Genomic DNA, 20,858 nt, shown 5'->3' with positions numbered 1-20,858 from the left:
AAGGACGACATCGGCTTTATGACATCGCGCATCCTGGTGGTCGACGACGACACCGCTCTCGCAGAGATGATCGGCATCGTCCTGCGCACCGAAGGCTTCGATGTCGCCTTCTGCGCTGACGGCGCCGGCGCCGTTGACGCCTGGCGGGACGAGCGTCCCGACCTCATCCTGCTCGACCTGATGCTGCCCGGGATGGACGGCATCGAGGTGTGCACTCGCGTGCGCGCCGAGTCCGGCGTCCCCATCATCATGCTCACCGCCCGCACCGACACCGCTGATGTCGTCCGAGGGCTCGAGTCCGGTGCCGACGACTACATCGTGAAGCCCTTCAACCCGAAGGAGCTCGTCGCCCGCATCCGCACCCGACTCCGGCCGACCGCGGATGCGAACGCGGAGAACCTGCGGATCGGCGATCTGACGGTCGACGTCGCGGCGCACGAGGTACGACGAGCAGACGGCATCATCGCCCTCACTCCGCTCGAATTCGAACTCCTCGTCGCCCTGGCGTCCAAGCCGCAGCAGGTCTTCACCCGCGAGATGCTGCTCGAGCAGGTCTGGGGCTACCACTACAAGGCCGACACCCGCCTCGTGAACGTCCACGTCCAGCGGCTCCGGGCCAAGGTCGAGCGCGACCCCGACAACCCTCAGATCGTGACGACCGTGCGCGGCGTGGGTTATCGCGCCGGCGCCGCCGTGTGACCGGCCGGAGCCTCCGATCGTGTCGGTGACCGCGCGCACCAGCACACACACGGTGGTCCCGCCGTGGCGGGACTGGCGGTCGTGGCAGCGTCGCATCCGGTTCCTCTGGCGTCGGTCGCTGCGCTTCCGCACGCTCTCGGTGACGCTCACCCTCACCGCGCTGACGATCCTCATCGCCCTCGTCTGGATGTCGCTCGCGATCCTGACCGACCTGTACGAGTCCCGCGCCGAACAGGTGCAGGATGCCGCGCAGCGGGCGACGCAGGCCGCGCAGAGCACGTTCGACGCGGCCGTCGTCGACAGCGACGAGGTCGCCCTGCAGGTGCTGATGGACGAGGTTCGTCGGGAGATCCTCTCGCGGCAGGCGGGTACGACGATGCTCGCGGTCTTCCGCATCGACGACGAGCCGTCGGCGATCGCGCCGCAGAACTTCGAGGCCGGCGGCCTCGAGGAGTCGATGATCTCGCCCGAGCTCCGCGAGAGCGTGCGTCTGACGGGGGACCGGCAGTGGTGGCAGTCGATCGGACTCCCCGAAGCGGACGGCGGTGAGACGCCGGGGATCATCGTCGGCCAGCAGCTGAACGTTCCCGAGGCGGGCGCCTACGAGGTCTACTTCGCGTACGACCTGGGGTCGGAGGCGCAGACCCTGCAGTTCGTGCAGGTCACTCTGTGGGTCGTCGGCGCGGCTCTGCTCGTCTTGATCGGCGGGATCTCGCTGTTCGTGCTCCGCTCCGTCACCGTGCCGATCGCCCAGGCCGCCGAGACGAGCGCGAAGCTCGCCGCAGGAGACCTCGGTGTGCGCCTCCCGGTCCGCGGCGAAGACGAGTTCGCGACTCTGGGGCGTTCGTTCAACGCGATGGCCGACAGCATCGAGGGACAGATCAAGGAACTCGCCGAGCTCTCGCTCGTCCAGCAGCGCTTCGTCTCCGACGTCTCGCACGAACTCCGCACGCCGCTGACCACCATCCGTCTCGCGGCCGACATGATCAACGATCAGCGGGACGAGTTCGACGCCTCGACATCGCGCGCCGCCGAACTTCTGCACGCGCAGGTGCAGCGCTTCGAAGTGCTCCTCGTGGACCTCCTCGAGATCAGCCGCTACGACGCCGGATCGGTGCAGCTCGAGCTCGAGCCGACGAGTCTCGCGCACCTCGCCGAAGACACGATCGAGTCGATGGCCCAGCTCGCCGAGCAGCACGGCAGCGACGTGCGCCTGGTCGCCCCCGGTGGGTACTCGCCAGTGGAGATGGATCCCCGCCGCATCCGTCGGATCGTCCGGAATCTGCTCGGAAACGCCATCGAGCACGGCGAAGGGCGCCCGATCGTCGTGACCGTCGACAGCGATCAGCGGGCCGTCGCTCTGGGCGTGCGCGACTTCGGGCTCGGGATGAGCGAAGCCGACACGGAGAGGGTGTTCGACCGGTTCTGGCGTGCGGACCCGTCCCGCCGTCGGACGATCGGCGGGACGGGATTGGGTCTGTCGATCGCCCTCGGCGACGCGCGGCTGCACGGCGGCACACTCGAGGTCTGGTCCGAGCTCGGCGGCGGTAGCCATTTCGTCCTGACGTTGCCTCGTCGCGTGGGGGAGCAGTTGTCCGGCAGCTCGCCGATCGAGCTCGATCCGCGCGACGACGCCGCGCTCGGCGACCTCGGCCTGACCCAGCCGATCACCCTGCCGCAGCGGGAGGAGAGAACATGATCATCCGCCGACGCTTCGCGGCCACGCTCGCCGTCGTCCTCGCGCTCGTCCTGACGGCGTGCGCGGGCCTGCCCATCGGCGGCCCGGTGCACGTCGGGAAGGCGATCGACGAGGTCGAGGGGCCGCCGGACTTCTCCTACGTGCCCGATGGGCCGGTGGGGGATGCCACGCCCCAGCAGATCGTCGAGGGCTTCATCGCCGCCGGCTCCGGTCCTCGCGGCAATTGGGAGGTCGCGCAGGAGTTCCTCACGAAGCAGTTCCGGCAGAAGTGGCAGCCGCAGGCGAACGTCACCGTCTACCGGCCCGGGGAGAGTGCGATCTCCGCGCCCAGCGAGAACGAGATCGTCTTCACGGTCGAGCCCGTTGCGATCGTCGACTCGGCCGGATCGTACGAGCCGGCCGAGAAGGGCCGCATCCCCTTCACCTTCTCCCTCGCCAAGGAGCGCGGGCAGTGGCGTATCTCCCAGGCGCCCGACGGCATCGTGCTCGACGCGAACCGGTTCGGCTCGGTCTTCCAGAGCTACGACCTCTCCTACTTCGATCGCGCCTGGCGCACCCTCATCCCCGACGTTCGCTGGTTCCCGTCGACGAACCCGGCTACCCGCATCACGGCGGCGCTCGTGTCGGGCGCGCCGAGCCCCTGGCTCGCGGGGTCGGTGCGAACGGCCTTCACGGGCGAGGCGACCCTCACCCAGCCGTCGGTGCCGGTCGAGTCCGGGGTTGCGCAGATATCGTTCGATCCCTCCATCCGCGATCTGTCCCGCGAAACATTGGCGCGCATGAAAGCCCAGCTCGAAGCGAGCCTGGCGGGTGCCGGCATCCTCGATGTCCAGATGCTCGTCGGCGACGAGCCGCTCGACGTAACGGCCCGAACCGCCCGATCGACCGCGGTCGATGCGCGCCCGCTCGTGCTGCAGGACGGGAAGTTCGGATTCCTCTCGGGGCGCGACATCGAATCGGTGCCCGGTTTCGCGGCGGCTTTCGACGGCCTGGATCCGCGGGCGGTCGAGCTGGATGCCGCCCGCACCACTGCGGCGGTTCGCACCGGGACCGGCGCCATCTACCGGGTGTCGTCGGACGGCACTCGCGTCGGACTCGACACTCGTGCGGGGATGACGGCGCCCACGATCGACACGTTCGGCTACATCTGGACGGTCCCCCGTGACAAGCCGGGGACGATCGCGGCCTACGGCCCGGACGGCAATGCGCAGACCATCTCGTCGGGATGGGTCGGAGCGTCCGAGGTGACGGCGATGCGCGTATCGCGCGACGGCGCCCGGGTCGCGGCGCTCGTTCGAGCGGGCGGCGAATCGGCCGTGTGGGTCGCCGGGATCATCCGTGACGAGAACGGCGTACCGACCTCGCTCGGTGAGCCGCTTCCGGTGGCCACTCTTGGCGGCCGCGGGGTGGATCTCACGTGGATCGACGGTGCGACGCTCGCGCTCGTCTTCGTCGACGGTCAGCAGCGTGTCGTGCGCGAGCAGACGATCGGCGGCCTGGGCACGGAGGTCCGCGGCCCCGACGGCATCGTCGCGATCGCGGGTGGCAACCAGAGCGGCAGCGTGAGCCTCCTCACCGACGACGGCAGCCTCTACGTGCAGCGCGGGTCGTGGCAGGTCCTCGCATCCGACGTGAGCGTGCTGGCGGGGCAGCAGGGCCTCCCCGGCTGACCCCGTCTCCTCCCCAGGATCTCCGCTCGGCGGGGCGTCCCCGGGCAGCCGCGCGCGAGGTCCGCGCGCGTGAGCGGCGACGCACGCTGAGCGGATGCCGCCTCCCACCGCCTCTTCCCTCGCGCTGAGCGCGCGCCGGGCCGTCGAAGACGCGCTCGCCGTCGTGTTCCCGGTGTCGTGCGCCGGGTGCGACCTCGCCGACCGCGATCTCTGCGAGCCCTGCCGGGAGCAGCTCCGCGCGTCTGCGCGTGTCCGCCAACTCCCCGGTGGACTCGAGGTACGGAGCGCCCTCGTGTTCGACGGGGTGGCGGCGCGCGTCATCCGCTCGTTCAAGGAGGACGGGAGGACCGGGCTCGCCCGGCCGCTCGGGATCGCACTCCGAGAGGCGTGGCCGGCGGGACTCGACGGCGTCCCCGTCGCCGTCCCCGCCAGCCGATCGTCGATGCGCCGACGCGGCTACGCCCCCGTCGTGCTCGCGGCCCGCCGGGCGGGCTGGCGGCCGTTCCCACTCCTCAGCGTCGCCCGCGCGACGGCGGACCAGCGCAGCTTGACCCGCGACGGTCGCGCCGCGAACCTGGCGGGCGCGATGCGGGCACGCCCGAGCGCGGCGGAACGTCTGCGGGGACGCGCCGTCGTTCTGGTGGACGACGTCGTCACGACGGGAGCCACCCTCGAGGAGGCGACGCGGGCGCTGACCGCGGCGGGGGTCGCCGTCGCGGGGGCGGTCACGATCGCGGCGACGCCCCTCCGGCATCGCCCAGGAGGCTGAAACGGGATTCATCGTGATCCGGCCGTGACACAGCGCAGGAGCAGCACTACGGTGGGGGGACACAAGGCGAACCGCGGTCCGCCCTTGACCGGGTGGACCGGAACAAGGAGGTCAGGGATGGAAATCAACATCGTCGGTGTGGGCGTCAGCGTCAGCGATCGTTTCCGCACAGTCGTCGAAGAGAAGTCCGCCCGAATCGAGCACCTTGCCCCTCGAGCCCAGCGGCTCGACATCAAGGTCACGCACCGCGTCTACCACAACGGTGGACGCGAGGACGAGACGGTCGAGGTCACCCTCACCGGCAAGGGCCCCCTCGTCAGAGCCGAGGCGGTGGACGGCGACAAGTTCGCCGCTCTCGACGTCGCGATCACCAAGCTCGCCGAGCAGATCCGCCGTGCGAAGGAGAAGCGCGTCGACCTGCGCAACCACCCCCGCGGCGCGAAGCTCGAAAAGGGCACCGGCACGCTGCAGGGCATCGACGTGCAGCCCGCATCCGTCGACGTCATCCGGGCGGTCGCCACGGGGGAGGTGCCGATCGTGACCGGCGCCGAGGACGAAGAGGACTACACCCCCGTCGTCATCCGCACCAAGCGTTTCGACCCCGAATGGATGACGGTGGAAGAGGCCGTCGACCGGATGGAGCTGGTCGGCCACGACTTCTTCCTCTTCATCGACGCACGTAGCGACCAGCCGAGCGTCGTCTACCGCCGCAAGGGCTGGGACTACGGTGTGATCTCCCTCACGACCACTGCCGCCCCCGCGGAGCTCGCTTCCTGACCTCCTGAGACGACGAAGGGCGGATGCTGCGCGGCATCCGCCCTTCGTCGTTCCGCATCGTCGTCTCATCGCGACGCGAGGGCCTCGAGGACGCCGTCGCTGAAGGGCGGCCAGGTCTCCGCAGCCCACGCGCCGAACGGGCGATCGGTCAGGGCGACGAGAGCGGCCCCGGCGCGCGGGTCGACCCAGAGGAACGTCCCCGACTGTCCGAAGTGTCCGAACGTCTCGGGGGAGTTGTGCGCACCCGTCCAGTGCGGGCTCTTGGTGCCGCGGATCTCGAGCCCGAGCCCCCAGTCGTTCTCCGGCTGCTGGCCGAATCCCGGCAGGATGCCGCGGCGTCCCGGGAAGGACACTCCCGTGGCTCGCGTCAAGGTCGCCGGGTCGAGCAGCCGGGGCTCCTGCAATTCGGCGGCGAAGCGCGCCAGGTCGGCGGCCGAGGACGATCCCCCGGCCGCGGCGGAGTCGCCGATCGTCGTCGACGCCATGGCAAGGGGGGCGAACACCGCCTCGTGCGCGTACGCGTCGAAGGCGATGCCGGTCTCGGATTCCAGCAGGTCGGCGAGCACCTCGAACCCCGTGTTCGAGTACAACCGGCGCTCGCCGGGAGCGGCCCGGAGGGCAGACGTCGAGAAGTCGTAGCCGGCGGTGTGCGCGAGGAGATGCTCGACGGTGGCGCCCGGCGGGCCGGCGGGCTGGTCGAGCGCGAGCGCACCCTCTTCGACTGCGACGAGCGCCGCGTAGGCGCTGAGGAGTTTCGTCACCGATGCGAGACGGTACACGCGATCCTGATCGCCCGCGGATGCCGCGGTCCGGCCGTCCGCGCTCACGACAGCGACGGAGGCGTGCGGCACGTCCCAGTCCTGCGAGACGGCGACCGCTTCGTCGAGCGCGGGCATCAGTCGAACATGCCGTCGAGGAGGCCACCGATGACGAGGCCGCCGAGCAGGCCACCGGCGAGGCTGCCGCCGCCCATCCCGCCGCCCATGCCACCGCGACCGCCGTACCCGCCGTTGCCCCAGTCGTCGGGGCGGGACGAATCGATGTCCCGCTGAGCGAGCTGAAGCGCTTCGCCGGCCAAATGCGCCGCCCGGCGGGCGAGGCCCATCGCCTCGTCCCGGTCGTCCTCGTCGATCGGACCCCCGAAACGCATCAGGTCGCCGCGGATTCGTTCCGCTTCGGCGAGCCGGGTCCGTGCGTCCGCACCGATCCAGCCGCGGTGGCCGGAGATGACGCTGCGTGCGACGCCGATCTGCCGGTCGGCGTCATCGATCGCGTGGTGGACGTGATCCTCGGTCGGCACGGGTCGTGCGGCCCGTTCGCGCGCCTTGTCGACTGCGGCATCCAGGGCCGCGTTCGCGGCACGCAGTCGGGTGAGCTCGGCGAACGGATCGGGCTTGCTCCCCGCCGGTGTCAACGAGCCGAGCGCGGCTTCGAGGTCCGCGGCCGCGCTCGCGACGGCAGGAGTCGACAGCAGGGGCTGGGCGACGATCAGGTCGTCCCGCGAGTCGTCGACGATCGCCGCGAGGGTGGACTCGGCGCGCAGCGCTTCGATCTCGAACGTGTCGACGGCTTCGACGAGCGTGCCGGCGCGTCGGGATGCCTCGATCGCCGTCTCGAGGGCGAGGTTCGCCTGCTCGCGCTGTCCCGCGTCGCGGCGGCGCTCGGACACGTCAGAGCTGTGCTCGGCGAAGTCGAGCAGCTGAGCCGCTTCGGCGGCGTTGCCGAGGACCGTCCGCATCGCGGCATCCGAGTACCTCGTCGACAGCCGCTCCAGGCTCGCGGTCAGTGCCGGGAGGCGTTCGCGCAGGCGCGCGACGTCGGTACGGATGCCGGCGATGATCTCAGGGGCGCGGCGCGCACGGGCGATGGCCTCGCCGAGCGATTCCATGCGGTCGTCGAGCAGGTCCTCGGCCCATTCGCACAGCTGCACGATGCGTGCGTTGCGGGTGCGGAGCTCCTCGGGAGTGTCGGGGATCTCGTCGTGGTTGAGCTGATGCAGCTGGAACGCCTCGCCGAGGTGTTGGCGCACGGCGGCCAGCGCGTCGCGCAGGTCCTTCGTCGCGTCTCGTCCGAGTTCGATCTCGGCGTAGGCGAGCTCGTCGTCCGTCACCCGGATCCGCTCGTCTGCCGACACGAGTGCCGCTCCCGCCTTCCGGCTGAGCTCGGCATCCTGTGCCTCGATCTCCGCGTCTTCGCGCTTTCGTCTGCCCCAGAAACCCGCCATGCGCCGATCTTACGGGCCGAGGGATGCCGCAGGTCGACTCCGGGCGGGGGATGCCGAGCGTCTCCAGCAACCTCGTAGGTCACGGGCCGATAACATGGCGGTGTATGTCTGCGCGTCCCGCGCACCGACATCCCGACATCGCTCGTCGGGGTGGCGAACCGACAGATGGAGATCCTCCGTGGCGAACCCCTTCGAGAAACTGCTTCGTGCCGGTGAAGGCCGCGTTCTGCGCAGGCTGCAGCAGGTCGTGAAGGCCGTGTCGGCCCTCGAAGAGGACTACGCGCACCTCACCGACGAGGAGTTGCGCGGCGAGACCGCCGAGCTGCGCGCCCGCTACGAGGCCGGCGAGACGCTCGACAAGCTCATGCCCGAAGCATTCGCCGCCGTGCGAGAAGCCGCCAGCCGCACGCTCGGCCAGCGTCCGTATGACGTGCAGGTCATGGGCGGCGCCGCCCTCCACCTCGGCAACATCGCCGAGATGAAGACCGGTGAGGGCAAGACCCTGACCGCTGCTCTCCCCGCCTACCTCAACGCGATCGCCGGCAAGGGCGTCCACGTCATCACGGTGAACGACTATCTCGCGTCGTACCAGTCCGAGCTCATGGGTCGTGTCTTCCGCGCCCTCGGCATGACGACGGGAACCGTCGTCTCGGGGCAGAACCCCGAGGTGCGTCGCCAGCAGTACGAGGCCGACATCACTTACGGCACGAACAACGAGTTCGGCTTCGACTACCTGCGCGACAACATGGCGTGGCGCAGTGATGACCTCGTCCAGCGCGGTCACTTCTACTGCATCGTCGACGAGGTCGACTCGATCCTCATCGACGAGGCCCGAACGCCGCTCATCATCTCGGGCCCGTCGTCGGGCGAGGCGAACCGCTGGTTCACCGAGTTCGCGAAGATCGCGCGCACCCTCGAAGCGGGCGTCGACTTCGAGGTCGACGAGAAGAAGCGCACGATCGGCGTGCTCGAGCCCGGCATCGAGAAGGTCGAGGACTACCTCGGCATCGACAACCTTTACGAGTCGGCGAACACCCCTCTCATCTCCTTCCTCAACAACTCGATCAAGGCGCTCGCCCTGTTCAAGCGCGACACCGACTACGTCGTGATGAACGGCGAGGTCATGATCGTCGACGAGCACACCGGCCGCATCCTGGTCGGTCGTCGTTACAACGAGGGCATCCACCAGGCGATCGAGGCCAAGGAGGGTGTCGCGGTGAAGGCCGAGAACCAGACCCTCGCCACCGTGACCCTGCAGAACTACTTCCGTCTCTACGACAAGCTCGCGGGCATGACGGGTACCGCCGAGACCGAAGCGGCCGAGTTCATGTCGACGTACAAGCTCGGCGTGGTTCCCATCCCGACGAACAAGCCGATGATCCGCAAGGACCAGTCCGACCTCGTCTACAAGAACGAGCAGGCGAAGTTCGCGCAGGTGGTCGAGGACATCGCCGAGCGCCACGAGTCCGGTCAGCCGGTGCTGGTGGGAACGGTCAGCGTCGAGAAGAGCGAATACCTCTCGAAGCTCCTCGCCAAGAAGGGCATCAAGCACGAGGTCCTGAACGCGAAGAACCACGCTCGCGAAGCCGAGATCGTCGCGCGCGCCGGTCGATACGGTGCCGTGACGGTCGCCACCAACATGGCCGGTCGTGGAACCGACATCATGCTCGGCGGAAACGCCGAGTTCCTCGCGGTCTCGGAGATGAAGGCGAAGGGTCTCGACCCCGTCGAGACACCCGACGAGTACGAAGCCGCCTGGGAAGAGGTGTACGCGGCCGTCAAGGAGAAGGTGCAGGAGGAGGCCGACCGCGTCGTCGCGGCGGGCGGTCTGTACGTCCTCGGCACGGAACGCCACGAATCGCGTCGTATCGACAACCAGCTGCGCGGTCGCTCGGGTCGTCAGGGCGACCCCGGCGAGAGCCGCTTCTATCTGTCGCTCACCGACGACCTCATGCGACTGTTCCAGTCGGGCGCGGCCGAGGCGATCCTCGCGCGGACGAACTTCCCCGACGACGTCGCCATCGAATCGACCATGGTCTCGCGGGCGATCAAGAGCGCCCAGTCGCAGGTCGAGGCGCGCAACGCGGAGATCCGAAAGAACGTCCTCAAGTACGACGACGTCTTGAACCGCCAGCGCGAGGCGATCTACCACGACCGGCGCCAGATGCTCGAGGGCGATGATCTCTCGTCGCGTGTCGAGCACTTCATCGAGGACGCCATCGGCGCGATCATCGACGAGCACACCGGCTCCGGGCACAACGAGAGCTGGGACTTCGACGCCATGTGGGCCGAGCTGAAGACGCTCTACCCTGTGGGCGTCACGATCGACGAGGTCGTGGCCGAGAGCGGCGCCAAGGGCAAGGTGACCCCTGAGCTGCTCAAGCGCGAGCTCCTGTCGGACGCCAAGATCGCCTACCGCTCGCGCGAGGAGAAGCTCGGCGAGGCTGCGACGCGCGAACTCGAGCGACGCGTGGTGCTGCAGGTGCTCGACCGCCGCTGGCGCGACCACCTCTACGAGATGGACTACCTGAAGGACGGCATCGGCCTGCGCGCTATGGCCCAGCGCGACCCGCTCATCGAGTACCAGCGCGAGGGGTACCAGATGTTCCAGTCGATGATGGCGCAGATCAAGGAGGAGTCCGTCGGGTTCCTCTTCAACCTCGAGGTCGAGGTTCGGCAGACCGAGAGCGGCGACATCGAGGCCAAGGGGCTCGCCTCGCCGGAGATCGACGTGCAGAACCTGCAGTACACGGCGCCCAACGATGCCGGCGAAGTCGAGGTCCGGAATGAGCGGGGTCAGGTGCAGCAGGCCGCGACCAGCAAGGCCCGCCAGCGCGAGGCCGAGCAGGAAGCTCCCGCCGACGCCCCCCGAGGCGCGTTCGGACAGCAGGTGGATGCCGCATCCGCACCGGCCGACGCGGGAAACCGTGCGCAGCGGCGGGCGTCCGGCAAGAAGAAGTAGACGGCTGCGCCGACGGGCGCCGGGGCGGTCCACCGACCCGTCATTGGCCCCGTCGGCCCCCGCTATTCTGAACCGATGACCCCGCGCACCCTCGACCAGTCATCCAAGCTCAAGGACGTCCTCTACGAGATCCGCGGGGCAGCCCTGGTGGAGGCCGACCGGCTCGAGGACGAGGGTCACACGATCCTCAAGCTGAACACCGGCAACCCGGCCATCTTCGGGTTCCAGGCGCCGTTCCAGATCGTGCGCGACATGATCGAGGCGGTGCCCCAGGCGCACGGCTACTCGGACTCCCGCGGCATCATGTCCGCGCGCCGCGCGATCGTCTCGCGCTACGAGGAGGAGCCCGGCTTCCCCAAGTTCGATCCTGACGACGTCTATCTCGGCAACGGCGTCTCCGAGCTCATCACGATGACGATGCAGGCCCTCCTCGACGAGGGGGACGAGGTCCTCATCCCGGCACCGGACTACCCGCTCTGGACGGCGATGACGAGCCTCGCCGGCGGAACGCCGGTGCACTACCTCGCCGACGGGGAGAACGGCTGGCAGCCCGACCTCGACGACATCCGTGCAAAGGTGACACCCCGCACCAAGGCGATCGTCGTCATCAACCCCAACAACCCGACGGGTGCCGTCTACACGCGCGAGATCCTGCAGGGGATCGTCGAGATCGCCCGCGAGCACGAGCTGCTTCTTCTATCAGACGAGATCTACGACCGCATCCTCTTCGACGGCGCGCAGCACATCCCGCTCGCGACGCTCGCCCCCGACCTCCTCTGCCTCACCTACAACGGCCTCTCGAAGACCTACCGGGTGGCCGGGTACCGCTCGGGCTGGATGGTCATCACGGGGCCGAAGAAGCATGCGGCCGGTTTCCTGGAAGGCATCCAGCTGCTCGCGTCGACCCGGCTGTGCCCGAACGTCCCCGCGCAGTTCGCGGTGCAGGCGGCGCTGTCGGGCGTGCAGTCGATCGACGCACTCATCGCGCCCACCGGCCGTCTTCACGAGCAGCGGGATGCGGCGTGGGAGGGACTCACGGCGATCCCCGGCGTCAGCTGCGTCAAGCCGCAAGGCGCCCTCTACGCGTTCCCCCGGCTGGACCCCGAGGTTCATGACATCCACGACGACGCCAAGTTCGTGTACGACTTCCTCGTTGCCGAGCACGTCCTCCTGGTACAGGGGACGGGCTTCAACTGGCCGACACCGGATCACTTCCGGATCGTCACCCTCCCCGAGGCCCGAGTGCTCAGCGAAGCGATCGAGCGGCTGGGCAACTTCCTCGCGTCCTACCGCCAGTAGGCCGGGTCAGAGCAGGGCGAGAGAGGTCGCCCGCCAGCGACCGTCCCAGCCTTCGAGCCGCATCGCCACCGCACGGGTCCGCGCGGGCCCACTCACCACGACGACCGCTTCGAGCACGCCGTCCGCTGGCTCGCAGGTGCGCTCCGACAGGATGCGGTGGGCCGGGCGGACCGCCGCGACGCCGCGCGCGCTTCGTGCGCGAGCCGAGAGATTCGCTCGCGTCACGAGCGCCCGGTAGGCGTCTTCGCCGAGCCAGCGTGCGAGCTGGTCCACATCCCGGACGCCGGCCAGCACCTCCAACACCCCGATCGTGAGGTTCTTGACGAGGGGGAGCGCGTCGGGGAGGTCGCTCGAGGAGGTGCGTTGCGGCGCGAAGTACTCTGCGACCTCGAGGGAGCTTCCCGAACGCGGGATGCGGCGGTCTTCGTCTACGGCGAGGGCCATGTCGATTCCTCTCGGGCGACAGGTGTCTACGGAGCGGTGAACGGCATGAGTACAGCACACCTGCGTGCGGGGGTGGATGAGAATACTCCAACCTGTGGACAAAGACGGCGGTCGGCATCCCGGTCCTCTACTGTCACGTGCGTGCGCTGGGACCGATTCTTCGAAGACCTCGAGGACCAACTCGACTCCGAATGGGAGGCCGAGCGTGCTGCCCTCGACACGGAAGCCGAACGGCTGCGCCTCGCGCGCCTGTCCCTCTTCGAGCGCCTGAGTGCTCTGGCCGATCGTGTCGACGGGCCCGTCACCGTCGACCTCGCCGGCGGCTCATCCGTCGATGGGACGCCGATCGCTGCGGGACCCGACTGGCTTGCGGTGGACGACGGTGCTCCACGCGGTGCGCTCCTCGTGCCGCTGGCAGCCGTGGTCGCTCTCGGCCCATCGCACGCCGATCTGCTCCGCAGCGCCCGCGGCGCGACGCCCAGCCGGCTTCGCGAGCGGATGACGCTGGGATTCGTCCTCCGTGATCTCGCGCGGCGCCGCGTACCGGTGACGCTGCACTCCACGGACGGCCGCGAGTACAGCGGCACGATCGACCGGGCGGCATCCGATCACCTCGACCTCGCTCTGCACGATCGTGGAACGCCGCGACGCGCCGACCTCGTGATGGGGCACCGCCTCGTCCCCTTCACGGCGCTCGCCGGGATCCGGCTGGAGTCACCGGTCGCGTTCGCGTGAGGAGGGTGCCGCGTCGTTACTCGCCGCCGCGGCGGCCCCGCCCCCACAGTTCGGGGAAGCTGGCGGCGTTCGATTCACGCCACAGCGCGTGCAGGCGTGCGTCCTCAGCCTGGTCGTCGAGGTAGTCCTCGACGCTTGCCGCCTCGATTCGCCACGATGCCGGCGAGCCCAGCCGAGCTCCGCGCAGACGGCCGTCGAGCGCAAGGGCGACGACCTCGTCGACCTCCAGCTGCAGCATTTCCGCAACCTGGGCAGGCGTGAGCATACGCGCAGGCATTCCATCGGGCATGAGGCCATTATGGGCCCGATGGGGGCTCGCATCTCGAGTGCGGGCGGCCTGTGGATAATCCCCGCCACCAGCGACGGGGCTCGGTCAGCATGACGTCATGACCACTCCCGACACCGTCCGGCCCGCGCCTCGCGCGTTCTGGGCCGACGCGCGGTTCCTGCTGGGGATCGCGCTCATCATCGCCTCCGTCGCGGGCGTCTGGCTCGTCGTCGCCTCCGCCCGCCAGACCGCGCCCGTGTTCGCTGCCGCGCGGACGATCGTGCCCGGACAGACCGTGACGGCCGAGGATCTGAGGGTGGTCGACGTGGCGCTGGGCGCCGCCGGCGAGACGTACGTGTCCCCGGCATCCCTCGAGCCCGGCGTGATCGCGACGCGCACGGTCTTCGAGGGCGAACTCCTGCCTCAGGCGGCGGTTGACGACGCGGATGCCGCGACGACGACGAGTGTGGTGATCCGCACGGCGGGCGATGTGTCGGCGGCGATCTCTCCCGGATCCCTCGTCGAGGTGTGGGCGGCACCGGCGGAGGAGGACGGCAAGCTCGGTGAGCCGCGCATCCTGGTGCCGTCGGCGACCGTCGTCACCATCACCCGCGACGATGCCGTGGTGTCGGGGAAGGACGTGTCGCTGGAGATCGTCATCCCCCGCTCCGACGTCGCTGCGACCCTGGCAGCCCTCACCGACGAATCGAGCTTGTCGGTTGTCCCCGTCACGGGGGAGTCGCAGTGAGGGTCGTCGTCGCGGTCGACGGGCGACGTGGGGAGGACCTCGCTCAGCGCCTGCGACAGGAGGACGCCGATGTCCGGACGGTGGTCGCGGCATCCGCTCCGGCCAGCGCCGCACTCGACGCGATGTCCGCCCCGGAGGCCGCCGAGCTTCTGGCGGAGCTGTCCCGCGCCGACCTGCTCATCGTCGAGGGGCGTCCCGCAGCGCTCACCGCGGAGCTCGTGGCGGCGTGCGACCGGATGTCGGTGCGGATCGTGCCGCTGTGTGCGCGGAGTTCGGATCGTCGCCTCGCCGCGTCTCTCGGACTCGCTGCGCACGATCCCGACGCGGCCGCCGCGGACCTGCTGGCTGTCCCCGTGTCGGCGACCCCTCTCGAGGCCACGCGGGGGCGGGTGATCACCGTCTGGGGCGCGCACGGCGCACCGGGGCGGACGACGATCGCCGTCGAGCTGGCGTTCGCCCTCTCGACGCCGACGAATCGAGTCGCCCTCGTCGACGCCGATTCGCACGCGCCATCGCTCGCCCTCGCAACGGGGCTGGCCGATGAGGGACCCGGCTTCGCCGCCGCCTGTCGCCAGGCCGAACGCGGATCGCTCACGGTGGCCGAGCTGAGCCGCATCGCGTCGTCATTGGGTGAGGTGGATGTCCTGACGGGCCTCAATCGGCCGGGGCGCTGGCCCGAGCTCTCGCACGACCGCGTGACCGCCGCGCTCGACGCCTGTCGAGGATGGGTGGATGACACCGTCGTCGACGTCGCCGCCCCTCTCGAACGTGACGAGGAGATCGTCAGCGACCTCATCGACGGGCCCCGCCGGAATGCCGCCACGCGTGCCGCGCTCGACGTCGCCGACGTCGTCGTCGCGGTCGTGGCGGCCGATCCCGTGGGGGTCTCCCGGTTCGTCCGGGCGTGGCCCGACCTCCGCGCAGCCGCTGGTACGACGCCCGTCCGCGTGGTGGTGAACAAAGTCCGCGCTGCTGCCCTCGGCGTCGACCCGCGTGGTCAGGTGCGTCGCACGCTCGAGCGGTACACGGGGGTGACGGACGTCTCCTTCGTGCCCTGGGATGCCCGCGGGACGGATGCCGCCATGCTCGCCGCCCGCCCCATCGCCCACGTCGCGCCGCGTTCGGCCGTCCCGACCGCGGTACGACGGCTCGTGGCCGAATCCCTCGCGCCGCGGGCGGCGACGGAACCCGTCGCATCGCGCCATTCGATCAGGCGCCTCGCCCGGACGGCGTAGGACCCGGGTCGCCCGAAGCGCTCGGATGGAGGATCTAGGGTGGATGCGTGTCCACGCTCAGCGACCTCGTCTACGCCCAAGGCCGTTCCACCGCGGAGGACGTGGAATGGCTCCACCGCCTCGCCGGAGACGGACAGCTGCTCGCCGACCTCGCCTTCGCCGACATCGTCGTGTGGGTGCCGACGGCGGATGACTCGTTCATCGCCGTCGCTCACACCCGACCGAGCGGAGCCGCGACGCTCTTCTACCGCGACATCGTCGGCGATGCCGTGCGTCCGCAGTGGCGGACGCAGGTCAAGGACGCGTTCACCCAGGTCCGCATGGTCGATTCGGCGTCGCCGGACTGGTTCGAGGAGACGCCCACGCGGGTGAGGGCCGTGCCGATCGTCCGCGAGCGTGCGGGGGAGGGGCGTGAGACCCGGGTGATCGGTGTGGTGACCCGTCACACCAACCTCGGCGAGGCGCGCACGCCGTCGCGCCAGCAGATCACCTTCAACGATTGCGCCGACGACCTGTTCGGCATGATCGCCTCCGCGGATTTTCCGGATCTCACAGCGCCGACGTCGCCCCGCCGCGGCGCTCCGCGCGCCTCTGACGGCCTCATCCGTCTGGATGTCGACGGCATCACCACCTTCGCGAGCCCGAACGCGCTGTCCGCGTTCAACCGGCTCGGGTTCGACGACGAGCTCGAGGGCGAATCGCTGATGGAGGTCGCGACGACGATCATGCCGGCATCCCGTCAGTTCGACGAGTCTCTCCCCATCGTGATGGCCGGCCGCGCACCGTGGCGTGCCGATGTCGAGGCTCGCGGAGTGACCGTGTCGCTGCGGACGATCCCGCTGCGCGAGAACGGCAATCGGATCGGCGCCATCGTCCTCTGCCGCGATGTCAGCGAGATCCGCCACCAGGAGCAGGAACTCATCACGAAGGACGCGACGATCCGGGAGATCCACCACCGGGTCAAGAACAACCTGCAGACGGTCGCGTCGCTCCTGCGCATACAAGCGCGCCGCACCCACTCCGACGAGGGCCGGGATGCGCTGACCCAGGCCATGCGGCGCGTCAGCGCGATCGCAGTGGTCCACGACACGCTCTCCGAGGGGCTCATGCAGAGCGTCGACTTCGACGACGTCTTCGAACGGGTCCTCAAGCTGGTCGCCGAAGTCGCAGCCGCCCCGAATACGAGGGCGCGCACCGTCAAGACCGGGACGTTCGGAACCCTCCCGAGCGAATACGCCACGCCCCTCGCCCTGGCTCTGACCGAGCTCGTGACGAATGCCGTCGAGCACGGTCTCGCCGACAAGGAGGGCGAGGTCGAGATCATCGCCGAGCGCGACGAGGACCAGCTCCTGGTGCGCGTACGCGACACCGGGGTCGGCCTTCCCGAGGGTCAGGTCGGCCGCGGTCTCGGCACGCAGATCGTGCGCACCCTCATTCAGGGCGAGCTGAGCGGAACCATCGACTGGCACACTCTCATGGGGAGTGGAACCGAGGTCACGATCGAGATCCCGATGCGGTACATCGAGCGCGCGCGGGCCTGAGGCCCGCGCGCGACGCCGTCAGGACGCGCGGCGGGCGCGGGCGGCGCGGCGCTTGAGAGCGCGACGCTCATCTTCGGAGAGGCCTCCCCAGACGCCCGAGTCCTGTCCGGTCTCGAGGGCGTACTGCAGGCAGAGCTCCGTGACGGTGCACCGGGCGCAGACGGACTTCGCCTTTTCGATCTGGTCGACGGCGGGCCCGGTGTTCCCCACGGGGAAGAACAGTTCGGGGTCGACGGTCAGGCAGGCGGATTTGTCGCGCCAATCCATAGCGGTGCTCCTAAAGGGGGGATCGGAAGTCGTTATGCGACGCCGGGCGACGTCGACTAACCTGGGTGGTGTGCGAGCAGACGCTCGCCCCACGCCGCTGTGGGAGCACACTTGCCCGTCAATATTCCCATGCTCGGGCATGTGAATCAAGGGTTAACGGAGTATTTCGGCGCGTCGCCGTGCCCGGGCGGCCAGAAGGAGCAGTCATCGTGCGAACCACTCGTATCGAGCGGATCGCGGCGGCCTGGCTCGGGCTCGAAGCAACCGGCGTCCTCGGCCTCGCCGTCTGGGAGATCGTGGCACTCGTCGGAGACGACAGCGACAGCCTCGGAAGTTCGCTCGCGCTACTGGTCTTGACCGTTCTCGGCGCCGCTGCCCTCGTGGGGTTCGCGGTTGCTGTCTGGCGAGGCGGCTCGTGGGGGCGCTCCGGCGGCGTCGTCGTGCAGGTGCTCGTGCTGTCGATCGCGCTCGGAACCCTGACGGGCCAAGGCGCGGATACCCGCCTCGCCGCGACGATCGCGGTGCCCGGGATCGTCGGTCTCATCCTCCTCATCGCTGCGGCGCGCGCCGCCGGTCAGCGTGCTCGGGATGCCGCCGACGACGAGGTCTGATCAGACTCCGAGGAGCGTGCGGATGCGGGCGACGTGCCCCGTGGCCTTGACGTTGTAGAGGGCGTGCGCGATCGCACCGTCCTCGTCGATCACGAACGTCGATCGGATGACGCCCTCGACGACCTTGCCGTAGTTCATCTTTTCGCCCCACGCGCCGTAGGCCTCGTGTGCGGAGTGATCGGGGTCGCTCAGCAGGTCGTAGGGGAGTGCATCGCGCTCGCGGAACTCGCGAAGCTTCGCGGGCTCGTCCCGCGAGATTCCGACGACGGTGTACCCGGCGGCCTGCAGCGGGGCGACGCTGTCTCGGAAGTCGCAGGCCTCCGTCGTGCAGCCCGGGGTCATCGCGGCCGGGTAGAAGAAGGCGATGAGTCGACGGCCGCGGAAGTCGGTGAGCGAGACGCTCCGGCCGTCCTGGTCGACGAGGGTGAATTCGGGTGCGGGGGCTCCGGTGTTCAGTCGCGGCATCCGACCATCTTAAGCGCCCCGCTCAGGGCGCGAAGGTGGCCAGGAGTCGCTGCAGCGAGTCCAGCCGCGCCGCGCCACGCTCGCCGAGCCGGCCCTCGGCGACGGCCTCAGGGATGGCGCAGTCGGGAGCATCCGGGAGGTGGGTGCACCCGCGTGGGCATTCTTCGGCGACAGCCGCCAGGTCTGTGTACGCGCGGAGGATGTTCGAGGGATCGACGTGTCCGAGACCGAACGAACGGACGCCCGGGGTGTCGATGACCCACCCCCGCCCGCTGTCGCCCGCGTAGCGCAGGGAGACGGCTGAACTCGACGTATGGCGGCCGCGGCCGGTCACGACGTTCACGTGACCGATGGCGCGGGCGGCGTCGGGGACGAGCGCGTTCACGAGGGTCGACTTGCCGACGCCGGAGTGCCCGACGAAGACCGTGGAGTGTCCCGCGAGACGGTTCCCGATGAGATCGAGCGGCATCGTCTCGAGGCCGCTCGTGAACACTTCGAGGTCGTCGAGCCCCTCGAAGTGGGCGAGGAAAGCGGTCGGATCGGCGAGATCCGTCTTGGTGACGACGAGCATCGGGTGCATGCCGGCATCCAATGCCGCGATCAGGTAGCGGTCCACCAGGCGCGGGCGCGGCTCGGGATCGGCGGCCGCGACGACGATGAGGAGCTGGTCGGCGTTGGCGACGATGATCCGCTCGATGTGGTCGGTGTCGTCGGCGCTGCGGCGAAGCAGCGAACTGCGCTCCTCGATGCCGACGATCCTCGCGAGGGTGCCGTCGTCGCCGGTCCTGTCACCCACCACGCGGACGCGATCTCCGTTGACGATCGATTGCTTGCGGAGTTCACGGGCGCGGGAGGCCAGGATCTGTCGTTCGTCGGGGCCGTCCTCGTCGATGAGGACGGTGTAGCGCCCTCGGTCGACTCCGAGCACGCGTGCGATCTTCGCGTCGGCGTGCGCGGGGCGACGTTTGGTCCGGGGACGGTTCGCCTTCGGGTTGGGGCGCACCCGGATGTCGGCCTCGTCGAACTCGAGGTCGTCATCGTCATCATCGTCGCCGAGCCAGCTCACGCGAGCATGTCCGCCCACAGTTGCGGAAACTCCGGCATCGTCTTGGCGGTCGTTCCGATGTCGTCGACGACGACGCCCGGCACGCGCAGGCCGATGACGGCCCCCGCGGTGGCGATGCGGTGGTCGTGGTGCGCACGCCATACGCCCCCGTGCAGTGGCCGCGGAACGATGTGGATGCCGTCCTCCCGCTCTTCGGCCTCGCCGCCGAGCGCGCGGAGGTTGTCGACGAGCGCGGCGATCCGATCGGTCTCGTGACCGCGGATGTGACCGATGCCGTGGAACGTCGTCGGGGCATCGGCGAACGCCGCGAGGGCGAAGAGCGTCGGCGTGAGCTCGCTCGCCGCGGAGAGGTCGAGGTCGACGCCCGCGATCCGGTCTCCGGCCGTGACCGTGAGGGCGCCGGCCCGACGCGAGGCGTGAGCGCCCATGACCGGCAGGATGTCGGCGAGCAGCGCTCCGGGCTGGGTCGAGTGGACGGGCCATCCGGGGACGGTCACCGATCCGCCGGTCAGGACCGCCGCGGCGAGGAAGGGGGCGGCGTTGGACAGGTCGGGCTCGATCGCCACATCCTTCCCGCGCACGGCACCCGCAGGGACGACCCATTCGTTCGGGTTCGGGTGCTCGACGTGGACACCCCGACGGGCGAGGGCCTCGATCGTCATCTCGATGTGCGGCAGGCTCGGGAGGCGCTCGCCCTCGTGGATCAGTCGGAGGCCCACGTCGAAGCGTGCTGCGGCAAGGAGCAGACCCGACACGAATTGACTGGACTGACTCGCGTCGATCGTGACTTCGCCGCCCCGCAGGTGGCCGTGGCCGCGTACGTCGAACGGCAGCGCCCAGCTGCCCGAGTCGTCGATGTCGGCACCGACCTCGCGAAGAGCCTGGATCATCGCGCCCATCGGACGGTGCATCGCGGTGGGATGCGCCGTCACATGCACATCTCCCACGGCGAGACCGGCGATCGGCGATACGAACCGCATCACGGTTCCGGCCTGCCCGCAGTCGATGGTGGTGCCCCCGGTGAAGGACGACGGCGGGGTGACTTCGAGGTCCGGGCCGAACGGCGAATCGCCGCGCACCGGGCGGATCGACACGCCGAGCGCACGCAGCGCGTCGATCATGCGGGCGGAATCGTCGGAGTGGAGCGCGCCGGTCAACAGGCTCGGGCCGTCGGCGATCGCCGCGAGGACGAGCTCGCGATTCGTGAGCGACTTCGATCCCGGCACGGACACGCGGGCGTGGACCGGCTCGTCCGGTGTGGGAGCCGGCCACGATCCAGGGACCGTCGGCGCGGCCGGGGGCGGGGGAAGGGGGGCGTCGCTCATCGTCTCCAGCCTACTGAACGGGGCGACGTCGCCGACGGCGGGCTTTCTTCGGCG

20 protein-coding genes are annotated in these 20,858 nt (G+C 69.7%); 12 read left to right on the top strand and 8 right to left on the bottom strand.

Annotated features, from left to right (window positions below; genetic code table 11):
- Nucleotides 1-18 precede the first annotated feature (18 nt).
- The 5 genes from mtrA (at nucleotide 19) to raiA (ending at nucleotide 5,614) form a co-directional block, all read left to right on the top strand.
- Nucleotides 19-699, top strand: a complete 681-nt coding sequence (gene mtrA / locus ABQ271_RS11025) for an MtrAB system response regulator MtrA (RefSeq protein ID WP_349308805.1) — start codon at nucleotides 19-21, stop codon at nucleotides 697-699.
- A gap of 19 nt (nucleotides 700-718) precedes the next feature.
- Nucleotides 719-2,398, top strand: a complete 1,680-nt coding sequence (gene mtrB / locus ABQ271_RS11020; protein WP_349308804.1) for an MtrAB system histidine kinase MtrB — start codon at nucleotides 719-721, stop codon at nucleotides 2,396-2,398.
- Entirely contained in the window at nucleotides 2,395-4,068 is a 1,674-nt protein-coding gene (locus ABQ271_RS11015) for an LpqB family beta-propeller domain-containing protein (protein ID WP_349308803.1), read from the top strand. The genes mtrB and ABQ271_RS11015 overlap by 4 nt, the downstream gene beginning before the upstream one ends.
- A gap of 94 nt (nucleotides 4,069-4,162) precedes the next feature.
- Nucleotides 4,163-4,837: a phosphoribosyltransferase family protein gene (locus tag ABQ271_RS11010; RefSeq protein WP_349308802.1), complete on the top strand. Its 675-nt coding sequence runs from the start codon at nucleotides 4,163-4,165 to the stop codon at nucleotides 4,835-4,837.
- Nucleotides 4,838-4,954: 117 nt separating this feature from the next.
- Entirely contained in the window at nucleotides 4,955-5,614 is a 660-nt protein-coding gene (gene raiA / locus ABQ271_RS11005) for a ribosome hibernation-promoting factor, HPF/YfiA family (RefSeq protein ID WP_349308801.1), read from the top strand.
- A 65-nt stretch (nucleotides 5,615-5,679) separates the two neighbouring features.
- Here the strand turns inward: raiA and ABQ271_RS11000 are convergent, their stop codons facing one another.
- Together ABQ271_RS11000 and ABQ271_RS10995 are read right to left on the bottom strand one after the other, a co-directional pair.
- Complete coding sequence (locus ABQ271_RS11000) at nucleotides 5,680-6,510, bottom strand: serine hydrolase domain-containing protein (protein ID WP_349308800.1); 831 nt, start codon at nucleotides 6,508-6,510, stop codon at nucleotides 5,680-5,682.
- Nucleotides 6,510-7,838 carry a hypothetical protein gene (locus tag ABQ271_RS10995; RefSeq protein WP_349308799.1) on the bottom strand — a complete coding sequence of 443 codons (1,329 nt, stop codon included), beginning with the start codon at nucleotides 7,836-7,838 and terminating at the stop codon, nucleotides 6,510-6,512. The genes ABQ271_RS11000 and ABQ271_RS10995 overlap by 1 nt, the downstream gene beginning before the upstream one ends.
- Nucleotides 7,839-8,016: 178 nt before the next feature.
- Between ABQ271_RS10995 and secA the strand changes: the two genes are divergently transcribed.
- Nucleotides 8,017-10,800: a preprotein translocase subunit SecA gene (gene secA, locus ABQ271_RS10990; RefSeq protein WP_349308798.1), complete on the top strand. Its 2,784-nt coding sequence runs from the start codon at nucleotides 8,017-8,019 to the stop codon at nucleotides 10,798-10,800.
- A 75-nt stretch (nucleotides 10,801-10,875) separates the two neighbouring features.
- Nucleotides 10,876-12,099, top strand: a complete 1,224-nt coding sequence (locus ABQ271_RS10985; RefSeq protein ID WP_349308797.1) for a pyridoxal phosphate-dependent aminotransferase — start codon at nucleotides 10,876-10,878, stop codon at nucleotides 12,097-12,099.
- A gap of 6 nt (nucleotides 12,100-12,105) precedes the next feature.
- Here the strand turns inward: ABQ271_RS10985 and ABQ271_RS10980 are convergent, their stop codons facing one another.
- Nucleotides 12,106-12,543, bottom strand: coding sequence for an Rv3235 family protein (locus tag ABQ271_RS10980; protein ID WP_349308796.1), 438 nt, complete (start codon nucleotides 12,541-12,543; stop codon nucleotides 12,106-12,108).
- Between the two features lie 141 nt (nucleotides 12,544-12,684).
- Here ABQ271_RS10980 and ABQ271_RS10975 point away from each other — a divergent pair, with 141 nt between their 5' ends.
- On the top strand, nucleotides 12,685-13,278 hold the full coding sequence (locus ABQ271_RS10975) for a hypothetical protein (RefSeq protein ID WP_349308795.1): 594 nt from the start codon (nucleotides 12,685-12,687) through the stop codon (nucleotides 13,276-13,278).
- A 16-nt stretch (nucleotides 13,279-13,294) separates the two neighbouring features.
- Here ABQ271_RS10975 and ABQ271_RS10970 read toward each other — a convergent pair whose 3' ends face one another.
- Nucleotides 13,295-13,543, bottom strand: a complete 249-nt coding sequence (locus ABQ271_RS10970; protein WP_349308794.1) for a helix-turn-helix domain-containing protein — start codon at nucleotides 13,541-13,543, stop codon at nucleotides 13,295-13,297.
- Nucleotides 13,544-13,664: 121 nt separating this feature from the next.
- Between ABQ271_RS10970 and ABQ271_RS10965 the strand changes: the two genes are divergently transcribed.
- Genes ABQ271_RS10965 through ABQ271_RS10955 form a run of 3 tightly spaced genes read left to right on the top strand, consistent with a single transcriptional unit; the run spans nucleotide 13,665 to nucleotide 17,070 of the window.
- Nucleotides 13,665-14,294 carry an SAF domain-containing protein gene (locus ABQ271_RS10965; protein ID WP_349308793.1) on the top strand — a complete coding sequence of 210 codons (630 nt, stop codon included), beginning with the start codon at nucleotides 13,665-13,667 and terminating at the stop codon, nucleotides 14,292-14,294.
- Entirely contained in the window at nucleotides 14,291-15,529 is a 1,239-nt protein-coding gene (locus tag ABQ271_RS10960) for a hypothetical protein (protein WP_349308792.1), read from the top strand. Before ABQ271_RS10965 ends, ABQ271_RS10960 begins: the two co-directional genes overlap by 4 nt.
- A 47-nt stretch (nucleotides 15,530-15,576) precedes the next feature.
- Nucleotides 15,577-17,070, top strand: coding sequence for a histidine kinase N-terminal domain-containing protein (locus tag ABQ271_RS10955; protein WP_349308791.1), 1,494 nt, complete (start codon nucleotides 15,577-15,579; stop codon nucleotides 17,068-17,070).
- Between the two features lie 18 nt (nucleotides 17,071-17,088).
- On the opposite strand, the gene ABQ271_RS10950 is transcribed toward ABQ271_RS10955, so the two are convergent.
- Nucleotides 17,089-17,337, bottom strand: coding sequence for a WhiB family transcriptional regulator (locus tag ABQ271_RS10950; protein ID WP_036312663.1), 249 nt, complete (start codon nucleotides 17,335-17,337; stop codon nucleotides 17,089-17,091).
- Nucleotides 17,338-17,546: 209 nt separating this feature from the next.
- Between ABQ271_RS10950 and ABQ271_RS10945 the strand changes: the two genes are divergently transcribed.
- Nucleotides 17,547-17,948 carry a histidine kinase gene (locus ABQ271_RS10945; protein WP_349308790.1) on the top strand — a complete coding sequence of 134 codons (402 nt, stop codon included), beginning with the start codon at nucleotides 17,547-17,549 and terminating at the stop codon, nucleotides 17,946-17,948.
- Here the strand turns inward: ABQ271_RS10945 and bcp are convergent, their stop codons facing one another.
- The 3 genes from bcp to aroA are packed head-to-tail and all read right to left on the bottom strand — an operon-like array spanning nucleotide 17,949 to nucleotide 20,804.
- On the bottom strand, nucleotides 17,949-18,413 hold the full coding sequence (gene bcp, locus ABQ271_RS10940; protein ID WP_349308789.1) for a thioredoxin-dependent thiol peroxidase: 465 nt from the start codon (nucleotides 18,411-18,413) through the stop codon (nucleotides 17,949-17,951). It abuts the gene before it with no gap.
- A 22-nt stretch (nucleotides 18,414-18,435) separates the two neighbouring features.
- Nucleotides 18,436-19,479, bottom strand: a complete 1,044-nt coding sequence (rsgA, locus tag ABQ271_RS10935; protein WP_349308788.1) for a ribosome small subunit-dependent GTPase A — start codon at nucleotides 19,477-19,479, stop codon at nucleotides 18,436-18,438.
- On the bottom strand, nucleotides 19,476-20,804 hold the full coding sequence (gene aroA / locus ABQ271_RS10930) for a 3-phosphoshikimate 1-carboxyvinyltransferase (protein ID WP_349308787.1): 1,329 nt from the start codon (nucleotides 20,802-20,804) through the stop codon (nucleotides 19,476-19,478). The genes rsgA and aroA overlap by 4 nt, the downstream gene beginning before the upstream one ends.
- Nucleotides 20,805-20,858 lie beyond the last annotated feature (54 nt).

Origin of the sequence: Microbacterium sp. MM2322 (genome assembly GCF_964186585.1) — a bacterium.
In the GTDB taxonomy this organism is placed as follows: Bacteria; Actinomycetota; Actinomycetes; order Actinomycetales; family Microbacteriaceae; genus Microbacterium.
The sequence above is the reverse complement of the archived record's forward strand: the minus strand, read 5'-3'. Positions and strand labels throughout refer to the sequence as shown.

Excerpts from the sequence above, each read along its gene's own strand:
- mtrA (WP_349308805.1), top strand. The coding sequence starts at position 19 with ATGACATCGCGCATCCTGGTGGTCGACGACGACACCGCTCTCGCAGAG.
- ABQ271_RS11015 (WP_349308803.1), top strand. The coding sequence starts at position 2,395 with ATGATCATCCGCCGACGCTTCGCGGCCACGCTCGCCGTCGTCCTCGCG.
- ABQ271_RS11010 (WP_349308802.1), top strand. The coding sequence starts at position 4,163 with ATGCCGCCTCCCACCGCCTCTTCCCTCGCGCTGAGCGCGCGCCGGGCC.
- raiA (WP_349308801.1), top strand. The coding sequence starts at position 4,955 with ATGGAAATCAACATCGTCGGTGTGGGCGTCAGCGTCAGCGATCGTTTC.
- ABQ271_RS11000 (WP_349308800.1), bottom strand. The coding sequence starts at position 6,510 with ATGCCCGCGCTCGACGAAGCGGTCGCCGTCTCGCAGGACTGGGACGTG.
- ABQ271_RS10995 (WP_349308799.1), bottom strand. The coding sequence starts at position 7,838 with ATGGCGGGTTTCTGGGGCAGACGAAAGCGCGAAGACGCGGAGATCGAG.
- ABQ271_RS10985 (WP_349308797.1), top strand. The coding sequence starts at position 10,876 with ATGACCCCGCGCACCCTCGACCAGTCATCCAAGCTCAAGGACGTCCTC.
- ABQ271_RS10980 (WP_349308796.1), bottom strand. The coding sequence starts at position 12,543 with ATGGCCCTCGCCGTAGACGAAGACCGCCGCATCCCGCGTTCGGGAAGC.
- ABQ271_RS10970 (WP_349308794.1), bottom strand. The coding sequence starts at position 13,543 with ATGCTCACGCCTGCCCAGGTTGCGGAAATGCTGCAGCTGGAGGTCGAC.
- ABQ271_RS10965 (WP_349308793.1), top strand. The coding sequence starts at position 13,665 with ATGACCACTCCCGACACCGTCCGGCCCGCGCCTCGCGCGTTCTGGGCC.
- ABQ271_RS10950 (WP_036312663.1), bottom strand. The coding sequence starts at position 17,337 with ATGGATTGGCGCGACAAATCCGCCTGCCTGACCGTCGACCCCGAACTG.
- bcp (WP_349308789.1), bottom strand. The coding sequence starts at position 18,413 with ATGCCGCGACTGAACACCGGAGCCCCCGCACCCGAATTCACCCTCGTC.
- aroA (WP_349308787.1), bottom strand. The coding sequence starts at position 20,804 with ATGAGCGACGCCCCCCTTCCCCCGCCCCCGGCCGCGCCGACGGTCCCT.